Annotated in this window: 13 protein-coding genes; 6 read left to right on the top strand and 7 right to left on the bottom strand. The window is 64.1% G+C overall.

What is annotated here, in order from left to right:
* Nucleotides 1-7: 7 nt before the first annotated feature.
* Together B5525_RS27720 and B5525_RS27725 are read right to left on the bottom strand one after the other, a co-directional pair.
* On the bottom strand, nucleotides 8-1243 hold the full coding sequence (locus B5525_RS27720; protein WP_079568851.1) for a Zn-dependent hydrolase: 1236 nt from the start codon (nucleotides 1241-1243) through the stop codon (nucleotides 8-10).
* On the bottom strand, nucleotides 1236-2636 hold the full coding sequence (locus B5525_RS27725) for an amidase (RefSeq protein ID WP_079573858.1): 1401 nt from the start codon (nucleotides 2634-2636) through the stop codon (nucleotides 1236-1238). The genes B5525_RS27720 and B5525_RS27725 overlap by 8 nt, the downstream gene beginning before the upstream one ends.
* A gap of 206 nt (nucleotides 2637-2842) precedes the next feature.
* Between B5525_RS27725 and B5525_RS27730 the strand changes: the two genes are divergently transcribed.
* Both B5525_RS27730 and B5525_RS27735 read left to right on the top strand, forming a co-directional pair.
* On the top strand, nucleotides 2843-3796 hold the full coding sequence (locus tag B5525_RS27730; RefSeq protein ID WP_079568852.1) for a phosphotransferase: 954 nt from the start codon (nucleotides 2843-2845) through the stop codon (nucleotides 3794-3796).
* Entirely contained in the window at nucleotides 3796-4755 is a 960-nt protein-coding gene (locus B5525_RS27735) for a choline/ethanolamine kinase family protein (protein ID WP_079568853.1), read from the top strand. The genes B5525_RS27730 and B5525_RS27735 overlap by 1 nt, the downstream gene beginning before the upstream one ends.
* A gap of 31 nt (nucleotides 4756-4786) precedes the next feature.
* Here B5525_RS27735 and B5525_RS27740 read toward each other — a convergent pair whose 3' ends face one another.
* The 3 genes from B5525_RS27740 to B5525_RS27750 all read right to left on the bottom strand — a co-directional run bounded on the left by B5525_RS27740 (nucleotide 4787) and on the right by B5525_RS27750 (nucleotide 7544).
* Nucleotides 4787-5596, bottom strand: coding sequence for an inositol monophosphatase family protein (locus B5525_RS27740; RefSeq protein WP_079568854.1), 810 nt, complete (start codon nucleotides 5594-5596; stop codon nucleotides 4787-4789).
* Between the two features lie 63 nt (nucleotides 5597-5659).
* On the bottom strand, nucleotides 5660-6649 hold the full coding sequence (locus tag B5525_RS27745; RefSeq protein WP_079568855.1) for a helix-turn-helix domain-containing protein: 990 nt from the start codon (nucleotides 6647-6649) through the stop codon (nucleotides 5660-5662).
* A 55-nt stretch (nucleotides 6650-6704) separates the two neighbouring features.
* Nucleotides 6705-7544, bottom strand: a complete 840-nt coding sequence (locus tag B5525_RS27750) for a DeoR/GlpR family DNA-binding transcription regulator (RefSeq protein ID WP_079568856.1) — start codon at nucleotides 7542-7544, stop codon at nucleotides 6705-6707.
* Nucleotides 7545-7885: 341 nt separating this feature from the next.
* Between B5525_RS27750 and B5525_RS27755 the strand changes: the two genes are divergently transcribed.
* Nucleotides 7886-9226, top strand: coding sequence for an aspartate aminotransferase family protein (locus B5525_RS27755; RefSeq protein WP_154073473.1), 1341 nt, complete (start codon nucleotides 7886-7888; stop codon nucleotides 9224-9226).
* Between the two features lie 86 nt (nucleotides 9227-9312).
* Here B5525_RS27755 and B5525_RS27760 read toward each other — a convergent pair whose 3' ends face one another.
* Both B5525_RS27760 and B5525_RS27765 read right to left on the bottom strand, forming a co-directional pair.
* Nucleotides 9313-11271, bottom strand: coding sequence for a primary-amine oxidase (locus B5525_RS27760; RefSeq protein WP_079568857.1), 1959 nt, complete (start codon nucleotides 11269-11271; stop codon nucleotides 9313-9315).
* Between the two features lie 60 nt (nucleotides 11272-11331).
* Nucleotides 11332-12780: an APC family permease gene (locus tag B5525_RS27765; RefSeq protein WP_079573862.1), complete on the bottom strand. Its 1449-nt coding sequence runs from the start codon at nucleotides 12778-12780 to the stop codon at nucleotides 11332-11334.
* Between the two features lie 410 nt (nucleotides 12781-13190).
* Here B5525_RS27765 and qhpR point away from each other — a divergent pair, with 410 nt between their 5' ends.
* The 3 genes from qhpR to B5525_RS27780 all read left to right on the top strand — a co-directional run bounded on the left by qhpR (nucleotide 13191) and on the right by B5525_RS27780 (nucleotide 16658).
* Nucleotides 13191-14222: an AraC-like transcriptional regulator QhpR gene (gene qhpR / locus B5525_RS27770; RefSeq protein ID WP_244567603.1), complete on the top strand. Its 1032-nt coding sequence runs from the start codon at nucleotides 13191-13193 to the stop codon at nucleotides 14220-14222.
* Nucleotides 14223-14370: 148 nt separating this feature from the next.
* The gene (locus B5525_RS27775; RefSeq protein ID WP_244568088.1) at nucleotides 14371-15300 is read left to right on the top strand and encodes a helix-turn-helix transcriptional regulator; all 930 of its coding nucleotides are present in this window, start codon (nucleotides 14371-14373) and stop codon (nucleotides 15298-15300) included.
* A 95-nt stretch (nucleotides 15301-15395) separates the two neighbouring features.
* Entirely contained in the window at nucleotides 15396-16658 is a 1263-nt protein-coding gene (locus B5525_RS27780) for an ABC transporter substrate-binding protein (protein WP_079568860.1), read from the top strand.
* Nucleotides 16659-16674: the final 16 nt, after the last annotated feature.

A 16674-nucleotide genomic window follows, 5' to 3' on the forward strand; every position in this document is an offset into this window, starting at 1 on the left:
GGGAAATCTACGGCGCCGTCACCAGGCGCCACAGCGTCTCGATCAGCACCGCGAGTCCCTTGTCCAGCGCCGCCGGCTCGGTGAATTCGCGCGCGTTGTGGCTCAATCCGTTCCGGCTCGGCACGAAGATCAGCGTTGCCGGCACGCGCTTCTGCAGCGCGAGGGCGTCATGGCCGGCTACCGTCTTCATGACCAGCGAGGTGAAGCCGAGATCGCCGGCCACGCTTTGCACGAGTTTCACCCCCTCGGGATCGAGCGCTGCCGTCGCCCGCTTTTCGTCGATGGCGATCGTTGCGGTAACGCCGAGCGGCGCAACGGCGGCGCCGATCCGGCGCAGGAAGCGGTCGGCGATCGCCGCCGTGACCTTCTCGTCTTCATGACGGATTTCGAACCAGACCTGCGCCCGGGACGGAACGACGTTGGGTGAGTTCGGATAGAGGCTGATGCGCGCGGCCGAGGCATGGGCGCCTTGCTCGACTTCGTCATAGAGGGTCTCGATGCCGCGCGCGGCGGCACGCAAGGCGTCGCGGCGTCGCGGCATCGGCATCGGGCCGGTATGCGAAGCCTCGCCCTCGAACACCACCGAGATCTTGCGCGCCGCCCAGGCGCCCGCAACGATGCCGATGTCGGTGGAGCTCTCTTCTAGCCTGGCGCCTTGTTCGATATGAAGTTCGACGTAGCGCCGCGGCGTCAGAGTCAGCGCCCCCGCGCCGCGATAACCGATGGCGCCGAGCGCGTCGCCCAGCGTCTGGCCGTCGCCGTCCAAGAGCGACAGCGCGCTCTCTAGCGGCTGGACGCCGGCAAAGACCGAACTGCCGGTGAGGCTCGGCTGAAAGCGGGCGCCTTCCTCGTTGGTCCAGTTGACGACGACGAGGTTGCGCCGCGCCGCGCCGGGCTCGGCAGCGGCCCGCGCGACGATCGCCTCCGCGGCGAGCAGGCCGGCCAGCACGCCGTAGACGCCGTCATAGCGCCCGCCGGTGGGCTGGCTGTCGAGATGCGAGCCGACCAGCACGGCGTCGCCCGAGGCCTGATTGAGCATTGCCGTGGCGAACATGTTGCCGATGCCGTCGATGTCGAGCCTGAGGCCGCGCCCGCCGATCTCGCCGGCAAATAGGTCGCGCGCGGCCTTGTCTTCCGCGGTCCCGCTCAGCCGGCAAACGCCGCCATCGTCGGTAGCGCCGAAGCGCGCGAAAGTGGCGATCAGATCGTGCAGGTCTTGCCGCAAGATGGTTTCCTCAGGCACGCGGTTTCACCGGCCAGTCCATTTTCACTTGGCGCAGCTGTTCAAGGGCCCGGGTTACCTGCAAGACGCCGAGATCGTCGCAGCGATGGCCGATCACCTGGACGCCGATCGGCAGATGTCGCGCGTCGAACGCCGTGCAGACCGTTGCGGCGGGCTGTCCGGTCTGGTTGAACATCGCGGTGAAAACCGTATGGGCAAGCGGAACATCGCGGAACACGCCCGGCTCCTCGGCGGGAAAATTCACCACCGGCAGAACAGGCGCGATCACGTAATCCCAGTCCTCGAAGGCGGCGAGCAGCGTGGCCTTCATTTTGCCGATCTGGCCGAGCGCCCGATAGACGTCGGCGCCGGAATGCTGCGCACCGCCGAGGCACCATCGCTTGACGTAAGGATTGATGCCGCCTTCGCCATGCGGAGGCAGGCCGCTGAATTCGACAAAGCCGCGCACCTGCAGATAGAGGTCGATCGGCGCGTAGGCGTCGTGGTCGAGCGGCGAGGTGAAGGGCTCGACGATGGCGCCGGCGCCGGCCAGCATTCGACCGGCCTGCTCGACCGCCTCGCACACCTCGGGCTCGGGCTTGGGACCGAAGCCCATATCGGTGAGTACGCCGATCCGCAGTCCTTTGAGGTTTCGGCCGAGGCGCTCGTGGTACTGGATGCCGTCGTTCGGAAAGCTCCAGGTGTCGCGTTCGTCGGCGCGGGTCAGTACGCTGAGCAGGCGGGCGATGTCTTCGACGCTGCGGCCCATCGGTCCGGCCATCCGCATCGTATCCGCCGGCAGATGCGGGATCCGGCCATGGGTCGGCTTCAGCGAGGCGAGCCCGCAATGGCCCGCGGGCAGCCGCACGGAGCCGGCAATGTCGGTGCCCACCGACAGCATTCCCGCGCCCGCGGCGACCGAGGCGCCGGCGCCGGCGGAGGAACCGCCGGTGTTCCAGGCGAGGCCCCACGGGTTGCGGGTAATGCCGTGCAGCGAACTCAGTCCGGCCGCCAGCAGACCGCAATCGGGCATCGTGGTTTTTGCGAAAATCACCGCGCCGGCTTCTTTCAACGCGATCGCGGGCGGCGAGTCATAGGTCGATGGCGGCAGCGAACGGTTGGCCGCGATGCCATGCAGATAGGGCCAGCCGACCATGGCGACGCTGTCCTTCACGGTCATCGGCACGCCGTCGAGCAATCCGGCGGGCGCCTTCGCCTTCCACCGCGTCTCCGATTCGCGCGCATTCGCCATGGCTTCTTCGGAACGGATGGAAAACAGCGCGTTGATCTCGGGATTGACGGCTTCGGAATGCGCGAGGGTGGTCTTCAGCACCTCGACGGGCGACAGCGTCCGCGCGGCATAGTGGCCGGTCAGTTCGCCGACGCTCATTCCAACCAGTTCTTCGATCGACATCGACATCTCCGACAGCTGCCCGCATTGTGTATCGGGCGCAGGCTCGGATAGCGAACTTTGCTGGCCCATTGGGGGACGGAGATTTCAACGGCACGAATTGGTGGAACGCCGGACATCCCCTTTGCGGCAATCCTGATGAAACTGCCGGATCGAGGTGCGTCGCGACGGGCTATCGCCGTGACACGTCTGTCAGATTCGGGGATTTGATGAGCAGTTTCGACGCACAACTGGAACATGTTCGGAGCAGTGTCAGCGTCTTGCCGGGCTGGGCCGGACGAAGCCTGGTCGTCGAGCCAGCGATCTCCGTGCTGGCCTCGCCGAGTTGGCGCGGCGTCGATGGCGCGCCCTGGCGTGCCATGGACAAGGCCAGTGGCGAAAGCCTGTTCGTCAAGGTCATGGATGACGACGCCGCACTTTATATCGATGTGGCCTGTGCCTTCGAGGCAGCGCGGCGGGCTTCCGACCTCGGCATCGGGCCGAAGGTCCATGCGGCCGATGTCGCAACCGGCACCCTGGTGATGGAGGATCTCAACGCCGGCTGGCGGGTGGGAACGCTGGAGCGGATGCTCGAGCCTGCCATCGTCGACGCGGTCATCGCCGCCCGGCGGCGCTTTCAGGAGGGGCCGCCGCTGCCCCGGACGAGAGGCGTGTTCGACGAGATCGAGCACTTTTACGCCGCGGCGAAGGCGGCGAACGCGCAGCTTCCTTCGGATACCGACTGGATGATGTCCGAGTTGCGCTATGCCGCCGCGGCACTGTCCGGCATCGAGGTGAAAGCCGTTCCGATCCATGGCGACGGTAATGTCTCGAACCTCCTGATCAGCGACGCCGGCGATGTCCGCCTGATCGACTGGGACCGGGCGACGACCGCCGATCCGCTGGAGGATCTCGGCAGTTTACTGGTCGAGGCGTTCGACCGCGAACCGGAAGCCCGCGACGCGTTCATTCGCGCGACCGGATCGTTCGACGAAAAGGCCTTCAACCGGATGCGTATCTACGGGATCGCGGACGACCTGCGCAGTGGGCTGATCGGCGCCCTGCTGGCCGCCAGATCGCCCCGCAACACGTTCGAATTCTACAAGTTCGCCAGCTGGCGCTTCCTGCGCTGCGGCATGGCGGTGCGTGAACCGCGCTTCGGCGACACGCTGCGGAGGGTCTGATGTCGATCAAGCGGCGCGCCGGCGAAGCGACCACGGTTCATGAGCGCGACCTCGAAAAAGCGGTGGGGCGCGTGCCGCAATGGCGCGACAGCGGATTCCGCTATGCGGCGCTGGTCGGCGGCCTGACCAACCAGAACTGGATCGTCGAGGTGGACGGCGAACCGCGCCGATACTTCATCAAGGTGCCGGGCGAAGGCTCCGAGATGTTCATCGACCGGGTCGTCGCCAACGAGGCCGCCCGCAACGCCCACGCCATGGAGCTGGCGCCCGAGGTGGTGTTCTTCGATCCGCAGGACGGGCTGGAAGTCAGCGAATTTCTCGAGGGCTATCGCGCCTGCACCAACGCGGATTTCGGCGATCCCTCGATCCAGTCCGACGTGCTTTCGCTGTATCGCCGGCTGCATTCCGGCCCGTCGCTGGGCCTGACCAAGACCATCTTCGACATGATCGAGGAGCACATCCGGCAGGGCCGCGATCTCGGCTCGCACTTTCCACCGGACATGCCATGGATCGAGCATCGCTACCGGCAGGCCAAGGCGGCGTTCATGGCGTCGGGTCTCGATCTGGTGCCCTGCTTCAACGATCCGATGCCCGGCAATTTCCTGATCAGCCAGGACCCCGTCGCCGACCCGAAGCCGATGCGGCTGATCGACTATGAATTCGCGTCGAACAACGAGCGCAGCTACGAACTCGGCGTGCTGTTCGCCGAGATGTTCTACGACGAGCAGCTCACGCTCAGCCTGATCGAACAGTATTGCGGCACCGTGCGTCCCGCCATGGTGGCGCGGGTGATCGTCAACCGCGCGCTGGCCGACATCAAATGGGCGTCCTGGGCGGTGGTCAACCGCAAGCTCAAGGAATGGGACTTTGACTATCAGAAGTATGGCGTGTGGAAGTACATGCGCGCCCGCAGCCTGATGTACGATCCGCGCTGGGACGGCTGGCTTCGGATGGTGTGATCGCGGCTAGCCCGCGCCGGGCGGCAGAGTCTCAGGCGCGACTGCCGAGAACCGCCAGCGCCTGGTCGAGCAGCCGTTCATTCGCGGCGGCAATCACGCGGCCGTCCGACATCGGATTGAGCGGCCGACCTTCCCAGTCGCGCATCACGCCGCCGGCGCCTTCGACGACCGGCACCAGCGCCATGAAGTCAAAGGACTTCAGCGACGCTTCCACCACCAGATCGCAATAGCCCGACGCCAGCAGCCCGTACTGATAGCAGTCGCCGCCAAAGCGCCGGAACATCGCCTTGCGGCTGAGCGTGTCGTAGCACCGCCAGTCCTCCGGGGTGAAGAAATCCGGCGAGGAAGTATAGATCTGCGCGTCCGCGAGGTCCGCCGTTGTGCTGACCGAGACTCGCTTGCCGTTGAAGGTGGTACGCCCGGCCGCCCCGTACCATCGCTCGGCGAGCGCCGGCATGTCGATCATGCCGGCGACGATGCTGCGCTCGCGTTCGTCGCTGAGCGCAATCAATGTTCCGAACAGCGGCATGCCCGAGATGAAGCTCTTCGTTCCGTCGATCGGATCGAGATACCAGGTATAACGGTCCCCCGGCGTCGAGCCCATTTCCTCGCCAAGGATGCCATGATCGGGAAAGCGGATCGAGATGCGGCGGCGCAGCTCCCGCTCGATGGCCTGATCGGCGATTGTGACCGGTGACGAATCCTGCTTGCGTTCGAAATCGAGCGGCGAGCGGAAATGATGGAGCGCTACTATCCGCGCCGCGTCGGCGAGATCGTTGAAGAAGGGCGCGAGTTCAGCGTCGAACGAGGCCTCTTGCGTCGGCACGTCAGCCAAGGAAATCTCCGGAAGTCCGCTGAGCGGGTGGCGGGAGGGCGGCAGGGCCGCGCAGTGAGGGCTGGCGCGTTATGCCGTCTCGTGCAGCGCACGCCGCTTGTCGGTTTCCCAATAGCCGGCGCCGAAGCGAGGCGAGGCCGCGACCTTGCCGCGAACGATCGCATTCTTGCCGGGCTCCGCCGCAGGCCCGGCACCGATGACAGAGGCCTGACCGAGTTGTCGCACGTCGCGCGGCGCAACGCTGAAATGGCGGCTGAAACTGCGCGAGAAGTGCGAGACGTTCTTGAAGCCGACTTCATAGGCGACCTCGGCCACCGTCCGGTGGCCTTTCGGGTCGGCCACAAGAATCTCGTAGGCCTTTTGCAGCCGCTTGACCTGCACGAACTGTCCGACGGTGGTCTCGTCGTCGTTGAACAGGCTGTAAAGATAGCTCATCGAGATACGGCTGCTTTCGGCAATCTTCTTCGGCGAGAGGTTCTGGTCGCCGAGATGCTTTTCGATGAAATCGAAGATCCGGCGGCGCAGCTGGTAGCGGGTGTTGCGGACGTCGGTGGCCGCGCCACGATCCTCGGTGCCGATCGTCAGCGCGACGAAACTGACGATTTCGGTGGCGAGCGCCTGCGGATTCGGCGGGGCGCGGTCGGCGAACAGCTCCGCAATGCCCTTGACCAGGTCGACCAGCAGGCACGTCATCCGCTCGTTGGCGCCGAAGCGGCCGCCGACGTGATCCTCGATCGAGACCAGGCGGCCGCGGAGTTCGGTAGCGGGGATATGCACCATCAATAGCTGCGAACGCGGCGCCGATGAAAGCTCATACGACCCAAGCTGACTGAGCAGGATGTATTCCCCGGTGCTGGTCACTCGGATCTGGCCGTTCTGGGTGAAGGTGACGCAGCCGGAGACGGGAATGGCCAGAATGTAGAATGCGTCGCGCACGGCCTCGACGCGCTCCCAGCTCCATACAAAGGGCTGCTCGGCGGCGATATTGTCGATGATGAGCCGGCCGATCTGGATCCGCCGGGTCGTGGTCAGGTTGCTTCGGATGACAGTGTCGTGCATGGCATTTTACTCGTGTTGGGTGGCGATCGAACCGTGGTGGATCGTGCTGGCAAGGTTAGCGCTGGGCGACGATGACCTCCGTTCCGGCGTCGCGGAGCGCTTTCGCCAGCGCTCCCTCGGGTTGCCGGTCGGTGACGAAGCGGTCGATCTCGGTCCATTGCGCGAAGACGGTGAGGGCGCGCTGCTCGAATTTGCTGTGATCGGCGACGATGATGGCCTCGGCCGCGCGCTTGACCATCGCGCCGTAGATCGCGCCGGCCTCTTCATCGGCGTCGTTGATTCCCCGGCCACCGACGCCCGTCGCCCCCACGATGGCGCGGTTGGCCTCGTAGCTGTTGATGCTGGCGATGGTCTGGGTGCCGAAAACATAGCCTTCAGTCGAGTGATAGCGTCCGGGGCAGCACAGAATCCTTATCGAAGGATTGGCCGCCAGCGCGCCGGCGATCGCAAAGTCGTTGATGATGACGGTGATGTCCCTCGCCTTCGCGGCAAGGCGGCGCGCGACGTGAAATGTCGTGGCGCCGGCGCCCAGCATCAGCACCTCGTTGGGCTGCACAATGTCGGCGATAACGGCGGCAATGGCTTCGCGCTCAGCGATCATCAGCCGCTTGCGATCGACCAGCGAAGGCTCCAGCGCGAACGGTCGCGACGCGCCGCCATAGGTACGGTTGATCAGCTTCTGGTGCTGCAGTTCCATCAAATCACGGCGGATCGTCTCGCCGGATACGCCGAGTACGGCGGCGAGCTCCGAGGCCCGCAGGGTAGGTGCTGCGGTGAGTTGCGAGATAATGTGCTTGTGGCGCGCCGTCTTGGAGAAGCGGTCGCCGTCCTGACGCCGCGATTTCCTCATCGCGACCGTGTCGGTGTCGTTGTCAGGCGTGGGCTCGCTAACCATTGATCCTCGAACGAACCGAAATCCGGCGGCGCGGTTTCGCAAGTAAGAGCTTCCTGCGGAACACGTTGTAAGTCCACATCAATGATGTGGCACTTTCCCCATTTGTTGGGCAGCAGAATGCATACGAGTTAGGCAGATGCCACAAATTGCCATGAATGATGATTTTCTGTGTGGGATTCCGTGATAGTGGCCGTGCTCCTCTAAAGCATTGCCAGGGTTGTGGTGTTGTTGTGGAAACTCCCACCTTGGATCAAGGTATTCGCGCCGCGAAGAAGCGATGATCCCCGTGTGCTGCGGGAGGCGCGCCGCGGGTCGGCGAGCTGTGCCGGGAAGGAGACGTCGTGCCGCGCGACAAGGAGATTCTGGCTTTGAATGCCTTCGACCCGAAGGCGCCGGCATCCGCGAAGCCGGAATTGCGCGCGGCACTGGAACGCCGGATGCGGTTGTTCGGTTCGAACTCGGTGCTGTTCTATCAGGAGCCAATCCGGATGCTGCGCGCCGAGGGCGTGTGGATGCTTGACGCCGATGGTCGCCGCTATCTCGATGTCTACAACAACGTTCCGTCGGTCGGGCATTCGCACCCGGCTGTCGTCGAGGCGATCCGTCGGCAAGTCGGTGAGCTCAACACCCACACCCGTTACCTGAACGATGTCGTCGATAGCTATGCGGAGCGGCTGCTCGCGACGTTCCCCGCGCAGATCGGTCGTCTCGTTCTGACCTGCACCGGCAGCGAGGCCAATGATCTTGCGCTGCGGATCGTGCAGGCGACCACCGGCGGCACCGGCTTCATCGTCACCGAGGCCGCCTATCACGGCAATACCGCGGCGGTGACCAATGTGTCGCCCTCGTCGCGCGCGGGCCGCCCGCCGCCACATGTGCGGCTCGTCCCCGCGCCGGAGTCGTTTCGTTCCCCGGGCAAGGATCTCGGCGCACGCTTCGCAGCAGCCGTGACGGATGCGATCGCGGATCTCGAGAGCAGCGGCGTCAAGTTCGCGGGGCTGCTGGCCGACACGATCTTTTCGAGCGACGGCGTTTATGCCGATCCCCCGGGCTTCCTCGCTCCGGCGATCGAGGTCGTGCACGCCAAGGGCGGTCTGTTCATCGCCGATGAGGTGCAGCCCGGGTTCGGCCGGACCGGCACGGCATTCTGGGGTTTCGCGCGGCATGGCGTGAGCCCCGACATCGTCACCATGGGCAAGCCGATGGGTAATGGCTTTCCGATGGGCGGCGTGGCGACGCGGCCGGAGCTAATGGACACCTTCACCGCCGAGGTGAAGTATTTCAATACGTTCGGTGGCAACCCCGTCGCCGCAGCGGCGGGCCTCGCCGTCCTCGACGTCATCCGCGATGAAGGCCTGATGGAAAATGCCCGCACGGTCGGCGGCTATCTGATGGACGGGCTGCGTGAGATCGGCAATCGTCACATCCAGATAGGCGACATCCGCGGTTCCGGCCTGTTCGTCGGGCTCGAACTGGTGCGAGATCGCGAATCGAAGGAGCCGGCGCCCGAGATCGCCAGCCGGATGATCAACGGATTGCGTGATCGTGGCATCCTCATCGGCGCCGCTGGTCCTTACGGCAGCACGCTGAAGATCCGCCCGCCGCTCTGTTTCACCAGGGAGAACGCCGACATGGTGGTGTCGGCCTGCGACGCGGTGCTGGGCGACATCTCCGCGGCGTGATCCCGCCGGCGATCAAAGCAGCCGCCTCGTCATACAGAGATGTACGGCTCCGCTCCGCCAGGACATGCTGACGGAGCGGATCGCGGTCAGGTGCCGGCAGCGTGGGCGCAGCAGCTCGCCTCGTTCACCTCGGCGGGCAGGTCGATGCAGGGGTTGCCGTCGAAGAAGCCGTGCGGCACCAGCTTGAATCCGGTGGAGATACAGGGCTGGACCGGGAAGTCCTCGAGGCGAACCGGGTGATGCAGTCCGAACACGTGCCAGAGCACGATATCGGCATTCTTGATTCCGCGGTCCTGCTTGACGAAGTCGGCGATTCCACCGGCGCCGTCCGAATGATTCATGTATTCGCCGCCCGGATAACGCTCGTCGGGATCGAAGGCGGTGACCCAGACGTGGTTCTGGACGAAGCTCGAGCGCTTGCCCGACGGCGAATTCGGGCTGACGAAGGGCGTCACGCAATTCATCGCCTCCAGCTTGTAGCTGACCGGCGTGCCCGCATAATTGGTCTTGTTCGGGTTGACCACCTTCCAGTAGCGCTGGCTTGCCGGATTGGCCCGGCGCGCCGCCTTGAGCTCGGTGTCGAGCACCGTTTCGCTTTCATAGAACGCGTTGCCGTAGGGATTCTCCGGTCCTTCCGGCTCCGCATAGGTGTTGCATTCGACGAAGCTGTTCTGGTCGCCGTCGACCGCCATGTCGAGGCGGGCGCAGAAGATATGCTGATGGATATGGCCGACCACGCCGGGCAGCACTTCGCGGGCGTATTTGCCGGGCTGGCCCGGCAGGCAAGCGGCGGTGTTGATGATGCCGGTCGCCTTCATTTCGAATTCGATCGAGCCGTCGATGTGGAAATACCAGTACAGCGCGTACTCGTAGTTGCCGACGGTGCAGATGGTCGAGACTACCAGCTTGCGGGCGCGCCGGATCTCGGCGCGGTCGGTGCGGAAATCCCAGTGCTTCCACAACAGACCGGAATCCTCCTCGTGGATGCAGATCGCCTTTTCGATCGTCATCACGTCGCCGTTCATCGTGTTCAGATACACGTCGAGATATTCGATGACGCCAAGGCAGTCGCAGCCGAGCTTCAGCGAATTGGCTAGCTTGCCGATGCCGTATTCGCCAATGTCGAACACGTTCTTGCGGAAGTGGCCGTTGACGGGGCTGCCATAGGGCACCACCATCTCGACCAGCGAGGCGCGGTGCGCCACGTGGCGGCCGTCATACTTGATATCATGCAGCGTCAGGGCCTCGCGGGCATTGAAGCCGACCAGGAAGGACCATTTGTCCCAGGTCAGATGGCTGCCCTCGACCTTGAAGTTGACGCCTTCCGGCTGGACCACGTCGATCGGCTTCAGCGGCTTGCGCTTGGACTTGATAAATTCCTTTTCGTAGTTGGCTTCCCTGGTCGGGATCGGAATTGCGCCGTAATCGTCGACGCGGATGACCTCCCAGGTCTTCAGGTCGATCACGGCGTTGAGGCCCTCGATCGGATGGGCGTAGAAATTCTCGTTCTCGAGCAGGCGCTGCCAGGCGAACACGTGGCACAAGTGCCGCCCCTCTTCGCCGGGGATCGAGAAGTTGCCTGCCGACCACGGATCGACGCAGACCGTCTTCATGTCGGTGATGCCGCGACGCTTGCAGCCGGCGATGAACTCCGGATGCTCGCGCACGAAGCCTTCGATGGCGAGGAACTGCTCGAGCTGGATCATCGGCCGCGCCGCCGGAAATTCCCTGCGCGAGGTGATCACGCCCTTGTCGAGCGAGACGAACAGCCGCGTCACGCCGACGGTCTTGGTGCTGAAGACGCTGACCCGCGCGTTCCGCGCGATCGGGGCCCCCGGCTTGAACGATCGGACCACTTTCTTTTCCGGTTCCAGAAGTTCGATCGTCTCGAACCTCGTGTCCACGCCATAGGGCGGATCTTTGTTGACAATGGCGGCGACCTTGGCGATCTCCGCAGGCGTCAGGGCCTGCAGCGGATGCAGGACGGACAGCGCGTCCGCCTTTGTCGCCGTATGGCAGCAATCGATGTCTTCCGCGATGCTCATGGTTTCTTCTCCTGTTTTTGACCGTGGTTGCTGCGAAAGGGACCCTTCGGTCCCGTTGTCTCATTCAAAGGCGCGGCCGAGTCTCGCGTAGATCTCGGGTCGGCGCGACCGCACCCAGATCGCGAAAGCGAACCCGATCGCGCCGATCAGCGCGAGCAGGCTCGGGAAGGCATTGACGATGCGGGAGTCCGACCCGCTCACCAGCGACAGATTGAACGCCATCAGGACCAGGCAGGTGCCGAGGCCGGCGGTGCTCAGCGCCGGCGCGATCAGCCGATGCCAGAGACCGATGCCCTGGGCATTCCTGCTGAAGAAGGCGATGACCGCGATCGACACCATGATCTGGATGACGAGAATGCCAAGGCTGGCAAAGGTCCCCATCCAGGCGAACACCACCGCATAAGGGTCCTGTCTGGTCAACGCGAAGGCAGCCGTGGCGCCCATCCCTATCAAGGTTTGCACCGCGCCGGCGACATGGGGCGATTCATGATCGCGATGCGTCCTTGCGAATCCGCTCCACGCCAGGCCTTCGCGGCCGATCGCGAAAAAGTAGCGGTTGATGGTGCTGTGGAACGACAGCCCGCAAGCGAACAGGCTGGCGAGCAGCAGCACGTTCATCACCAACGCCGTGCCCGGGCCGAGCAGTCTGTCGATGGCGTTGAGGTAGAGCGTCGCGGTGTTCTTCGTGGCCTCGGCAAGGATATTCGACGGGCCGTAATAGACCGAAATCGCCCAGGTCGAGAAGGCGTAGAAGATGGCGATCAGCAGCACCGAGACGTAGGTCGCCGTGGGGATGGTGCGCGCCGGATCGCGCGCCTCCTCGCCGAAGATCACGGTGGCCTCGATCCCGATGAAGGATGAGACCACGAACACCAGCGCGACGCCGAAGCCGCTCGAGAACATCGCATGCGGCCCGAACGGCGCGACGCTGATGTGTTCGGGGCCGCCGCCGGTGACCAGGATGGCGATCCCCAGCAGCAGCAGGATCGCGATCTCCGCGATCATGCAGAACCCGAGCACTTTGCCGCTAAACGCGATGTGCCGCTTGCCGCACAGATAGACGGCTGCACCGAGGCAAAACGCGTAGACCCACCAGGGGATGTCGGGACCGCCATGCGAGGTCACGATGGCGTTGGAGAAGAAGCCGAACATGCCGTACACCGCGATATCGATCGCGTTGTAGGTGGCGAGCGCGATCAGCGCGCCGGCGACGCCGAGCGGGCGGCCGAGCCCCGCGGTGATATAGGGATAGAATCCGCCGGCGCTGGCGACGAAGCGATTCATGGTGGTGAAGCCCACGCTGAACAGCAGGTACAGCAAGCCGACAAGCAGAAACGTGCCGGGCACGCCCGGGCCGTTGCCGAACGCGAAGGCCGCCGGCGTGACGCCGACGACCGCGGTGAGCGGAGCGGCGGCGGCGACGACGAAAAATACCACATGGGCAACTCCGACGGCATCGCGCCGCAACTTGTTCGGAGACTGTCCATCCATTGACGCCTGGCCTTCCATGTTCGCGGCAACACCGGTGTCGCACGAGATCTGATCGGCGCAGTTTGGCTGCGGCACCCGGGCCGCCGGCGGGCTGACGAAGCTCCTGCTGCGGAAGCCGCGGTTGCCGTCCCGCATTGCGGGACAGGTGCTGCTCGCCGATCGCGCACGAACGACGCATGGTGGAGCAAAAGCGAGCCACAAGATTGACAGTAGACGCCAATTGCGGTCCGCTCGTGAAGATCGGGCAAAGCGCGCTAGGGAATGCGAGCGTTCGTCTGGGGGAAACTTGATGGGTCGCAGCGGCCGGCCGAACTCTGTGCCACGGGTCCAATTCTTTGTGTCTTTGCCTTTGCGTTCCATCGCCTGAGAACGCTCTGGCGTACTTCTTGCTTAAAAAGATGGGCTTCTCCCCTCTCAAGGTGGTGGCAATGTCTCAATCAGGAACGATTGCCGCGGGCCCAGTGCAGGAATTGCTCTCGGGCCTGGTCAGATGGCGGCCGGAATCCGCGGGGATCAATGCCCGCGCGGGAATTCCGCGCGCGGCCTTGGATGACCCCCAGGAAATGCTGCCGTTGGCGGCCTTCACGTCGATGCTCGAGGCGGCCGCATATGAATCCGGCAATCGCACGCTTGGGCTGGAACTGGGCAAGGAGTTCAAGATTTCGGCGCTGGGACCGATCACCCATGTCATGCAAACCGCCCAAACCGTGGGCGACGCGCTGGAGAGTTTCAACCGCTTCTTCGAGAGCGTGCAGACCACCACGCGCAGTGTCCTGTCGGTGAGCGACGGCACCGCGCGACTGGTCTATTCGATCCAGGATCCCGCCATCCGCTTCCGCGAGCAGGATGCCGGTTTCACGCTGGCCATCGAATATTCGATGCTGGCGAGTTTTCTAGGGCCGGCCTGGCAGGCGAGTAGCGTCGATTTCGAGCATTCCGCCGGCGACGATCTGCCGTTCTATCAGCAGCACTTCGCATGCGCGCTGCGGTTCCGAAGGCGGGAGAACGCGCTGCTGTTCCCGGCGCGCTTTCTCGACGTCTCGCTGAAGCAGGCCGATTGCAACCTGCATGCGCGGCTCAAGGTCGATCTGGCCGACTCGATCCGGCAACGGACCTTGCGGCTCGATCTGGTCCGCGGCATCGAGGCCTGGATCGCGGGCTCGCTGTGCCGGTCTGCCGCGACCGACATCGAGGTGGCAGCGGGCGATTTCGGCATGAGTACAAGGTCGTTCCAGCGCAAGCTCGCCGACCACGGCGTCAACTATCTCGACATTCGCAACCGGGTTCGATCGCACATCGCCAAATGCATGTTGGCCGAAACCAGTATTCCCGTCACCTCGATTGCCCTCCAGCTCGGATATAGTGAAACCAGCGCGTTTTCGCGCGGCTTCAAGATCCAGGTCGGGGAGACGCCGGCTGAATTTCGCAAGCGCGAGAAACTGGCCATCTTGCTTTCTTGAGACCGGTCCGGGTTGCCGCGACCGGCGCGCGTTCGCCAGCTACAACCCGCGGCCGGGTAGGAGCTATGATTTCGAAGGTCGGAGTGAATTGTCCTGGAGACCAATGATGACTTCGCGAGCGGGCATCGATAGGTTTAGTTCCTTCGTGATGGAGTTGCACGAGCGCAGCCTGACGCATCATCCTGTCGCGTTGTTCCAGTGGAGTCTCGAGGAACTGGCGCTAGCCGTCGATGCCGATTGCAGTTGGGGCGGCTGGGCCGATCTCCACCGTGGCGAGGTCGATCTCTGCGCGAGCCTTTCCTATAATCTTCCCGATGATTTCGACTCGTTCTGGTCCGAAATCAAACATGAGGATCTGCTGGCCCGCGATGTCATGGATACCGGGAGCTGCGCCGCCCGGTACGATCGTTATGGGAGCCGGCATACCGCTGGGATGGTGGCGCTTTCGGATCGTTACCACATCGACAAGCTGGCGGTGGTCGTTGCCGACCGGCCGGGCAACCCGATATCACTGTTCATGTCGCCTTACCGCAGCGGGCGGGCAGCGGACGAGGTCGATGCCGGCGAGATCATCTTCCTGCGCGTCGCGCTTGATCATGTCCGCTATCTGGTCGAACGCGGCGTGAACGGCGCATCGGGCGGCGCAAATCTTCTGGTCAATGCCCAAGGGCGAATTCTTCATGCATCGCCCGAGGCGCTGCGTTTGATTGGCGATCGCTGCCGGGGCTGGAACGCGGATTACCTTCCTGCTGAACTCAATGGATCGACGCCGCATCCGGGGAGACGCAGCCTTCCGGAATGCGGGATTGTCATGGACCGGACCGAGCTTGCGTATAGGTCCGGTCAGCCGTTGTTCGGCGTTGCGCTGCGTCAAGTGTCGCTTTCCGATCGTCTCACCTTGCGCGAGCGGCAGATTGCCGAGGAAATCGCAAACGGTTCCACACACAAGGAGATTGCCCGGTTGCTCGGACTGTCCCCGGCCACGGTGCGCAACCACACCCAGACGATACTCACGAAGCTCGGTGTGCACCGCAAGGCCACGCTGTCGAAACTGCTGTATGGCCCGGAGCCGTCCTGAGGCGGCGGCCGGTTTCTGACGGGGATGCATTTGCATCATACCCGGCGGGTCAGCACGGCCGTAGGCTGGCACCTTCTTTTTGAGGGGGTGCGCAAATGGTTTCCAGCATCAAGCGTCGCGAATTCCTGGGAGGCGCCGTCGGCACGGCGCTGCTGACAGCCTTCCCGCCACGGGCGGAAGCGGCGGATGATATCTTGATCGGCGTGCCGACCGCACAATCCTCGCCGGTCGGGGTTGGCGATCACAAAGATTGGCTGAATGGCGTGACCGTTGGCATCGACGAGGTCAACGCCGCCGGCGGCGTCAAGGGGCGCAAGCTGCGCATCGAGGTCGTCGATATTGACGTGCTGACGCCGGAAGGAACGGTCGGTGCGATCCAGTCGCTGAACGGAAAGAAGGTTCACGCGATCGCGTCCGCCTTCGTGCTCATTCCGCAGCCGGCAATGGACGCCGCGGCCGCGACCAAGGTGCCCTATCTGCACGGCAACACGGCGCTTTCGTCGCTCGAACTCGTCAAGTCGAACCCGGCGAAGTACAAGAATATCTTCCAGATCGACGGCGCCGAGACCTGGTACGGCTACGGCTTCGTCCGCTATCTCGACAAGATCGTCGCGGCCGGCTCGTGGCAGCCGAAAAACAACAAGATCCACATCGTGCAGGAGCAGATCGCCTATACCCAGGTGATCTCCAAGTCGGTCCAGCAGGCGATCGCCGAATCGAAGGGCAAGTGGGCGGTCGGCGCGATCACCGACATCCAATTCCCTGTGCAGGACTGGTCGCCGGTGCTGCGCGCGCTGCACGACACCGACGCCGGCGTGATCTTCATCGACCATTGGGTGGCGGCCGAACTGGCGGCCTTCGCGCAGCAATTCTCAGGCGATCCGGTCAAGGGTTCACTGGTTTACCTGCAGTATGGTCCGAGCCAGCCGGAATTTCTCAAGCTCGCCGCAGGCAGCGCCGAAGGCATGATCTGGGGCACGGTGGTCGGCACCCACGCCGATGCCGCCGGCCAGGCCTTCCGAAAGACCTATACCAAGCGCTTCGGCGACAACATGGGCATCGTCTATACCGGCAGCGGATACGACACCGTCAAGATGCTGGCGGGCGTGTGGGGAACGGTCGATCCGTCGGATTTCGACGGCGTCGGCGCGGCGATCCGCAAACTCCGCTACGAGGGCGTCTGCGGCACCTATACGTTCGATCGCCCCGAGCAGGCGCCGCTGGTTCATCCCTGGCAGACGGAGGACGTCAAGGCCGGCATCAGCCACCTTCTGCTGCAGGTGCAGGGCGGACAGCACAAGATCATCGCACCCGACGAACTGGCGGAAGTGAAGATCAAGCCTGCACCCTGGTTCTGAGCGGGCAGTCCGCGCC

This window comes from Bradyrhizobium erythrophlei (assembly GCF_900129505.1).
GTDB classification, from domain to species: Bacteria; Pseudomonadota; Alphaproteobacteria; order Rhizobiales; family Xanthobacteraceae; genus Bradyrhizobium; species Bradyrhizobium erythrophlei_D.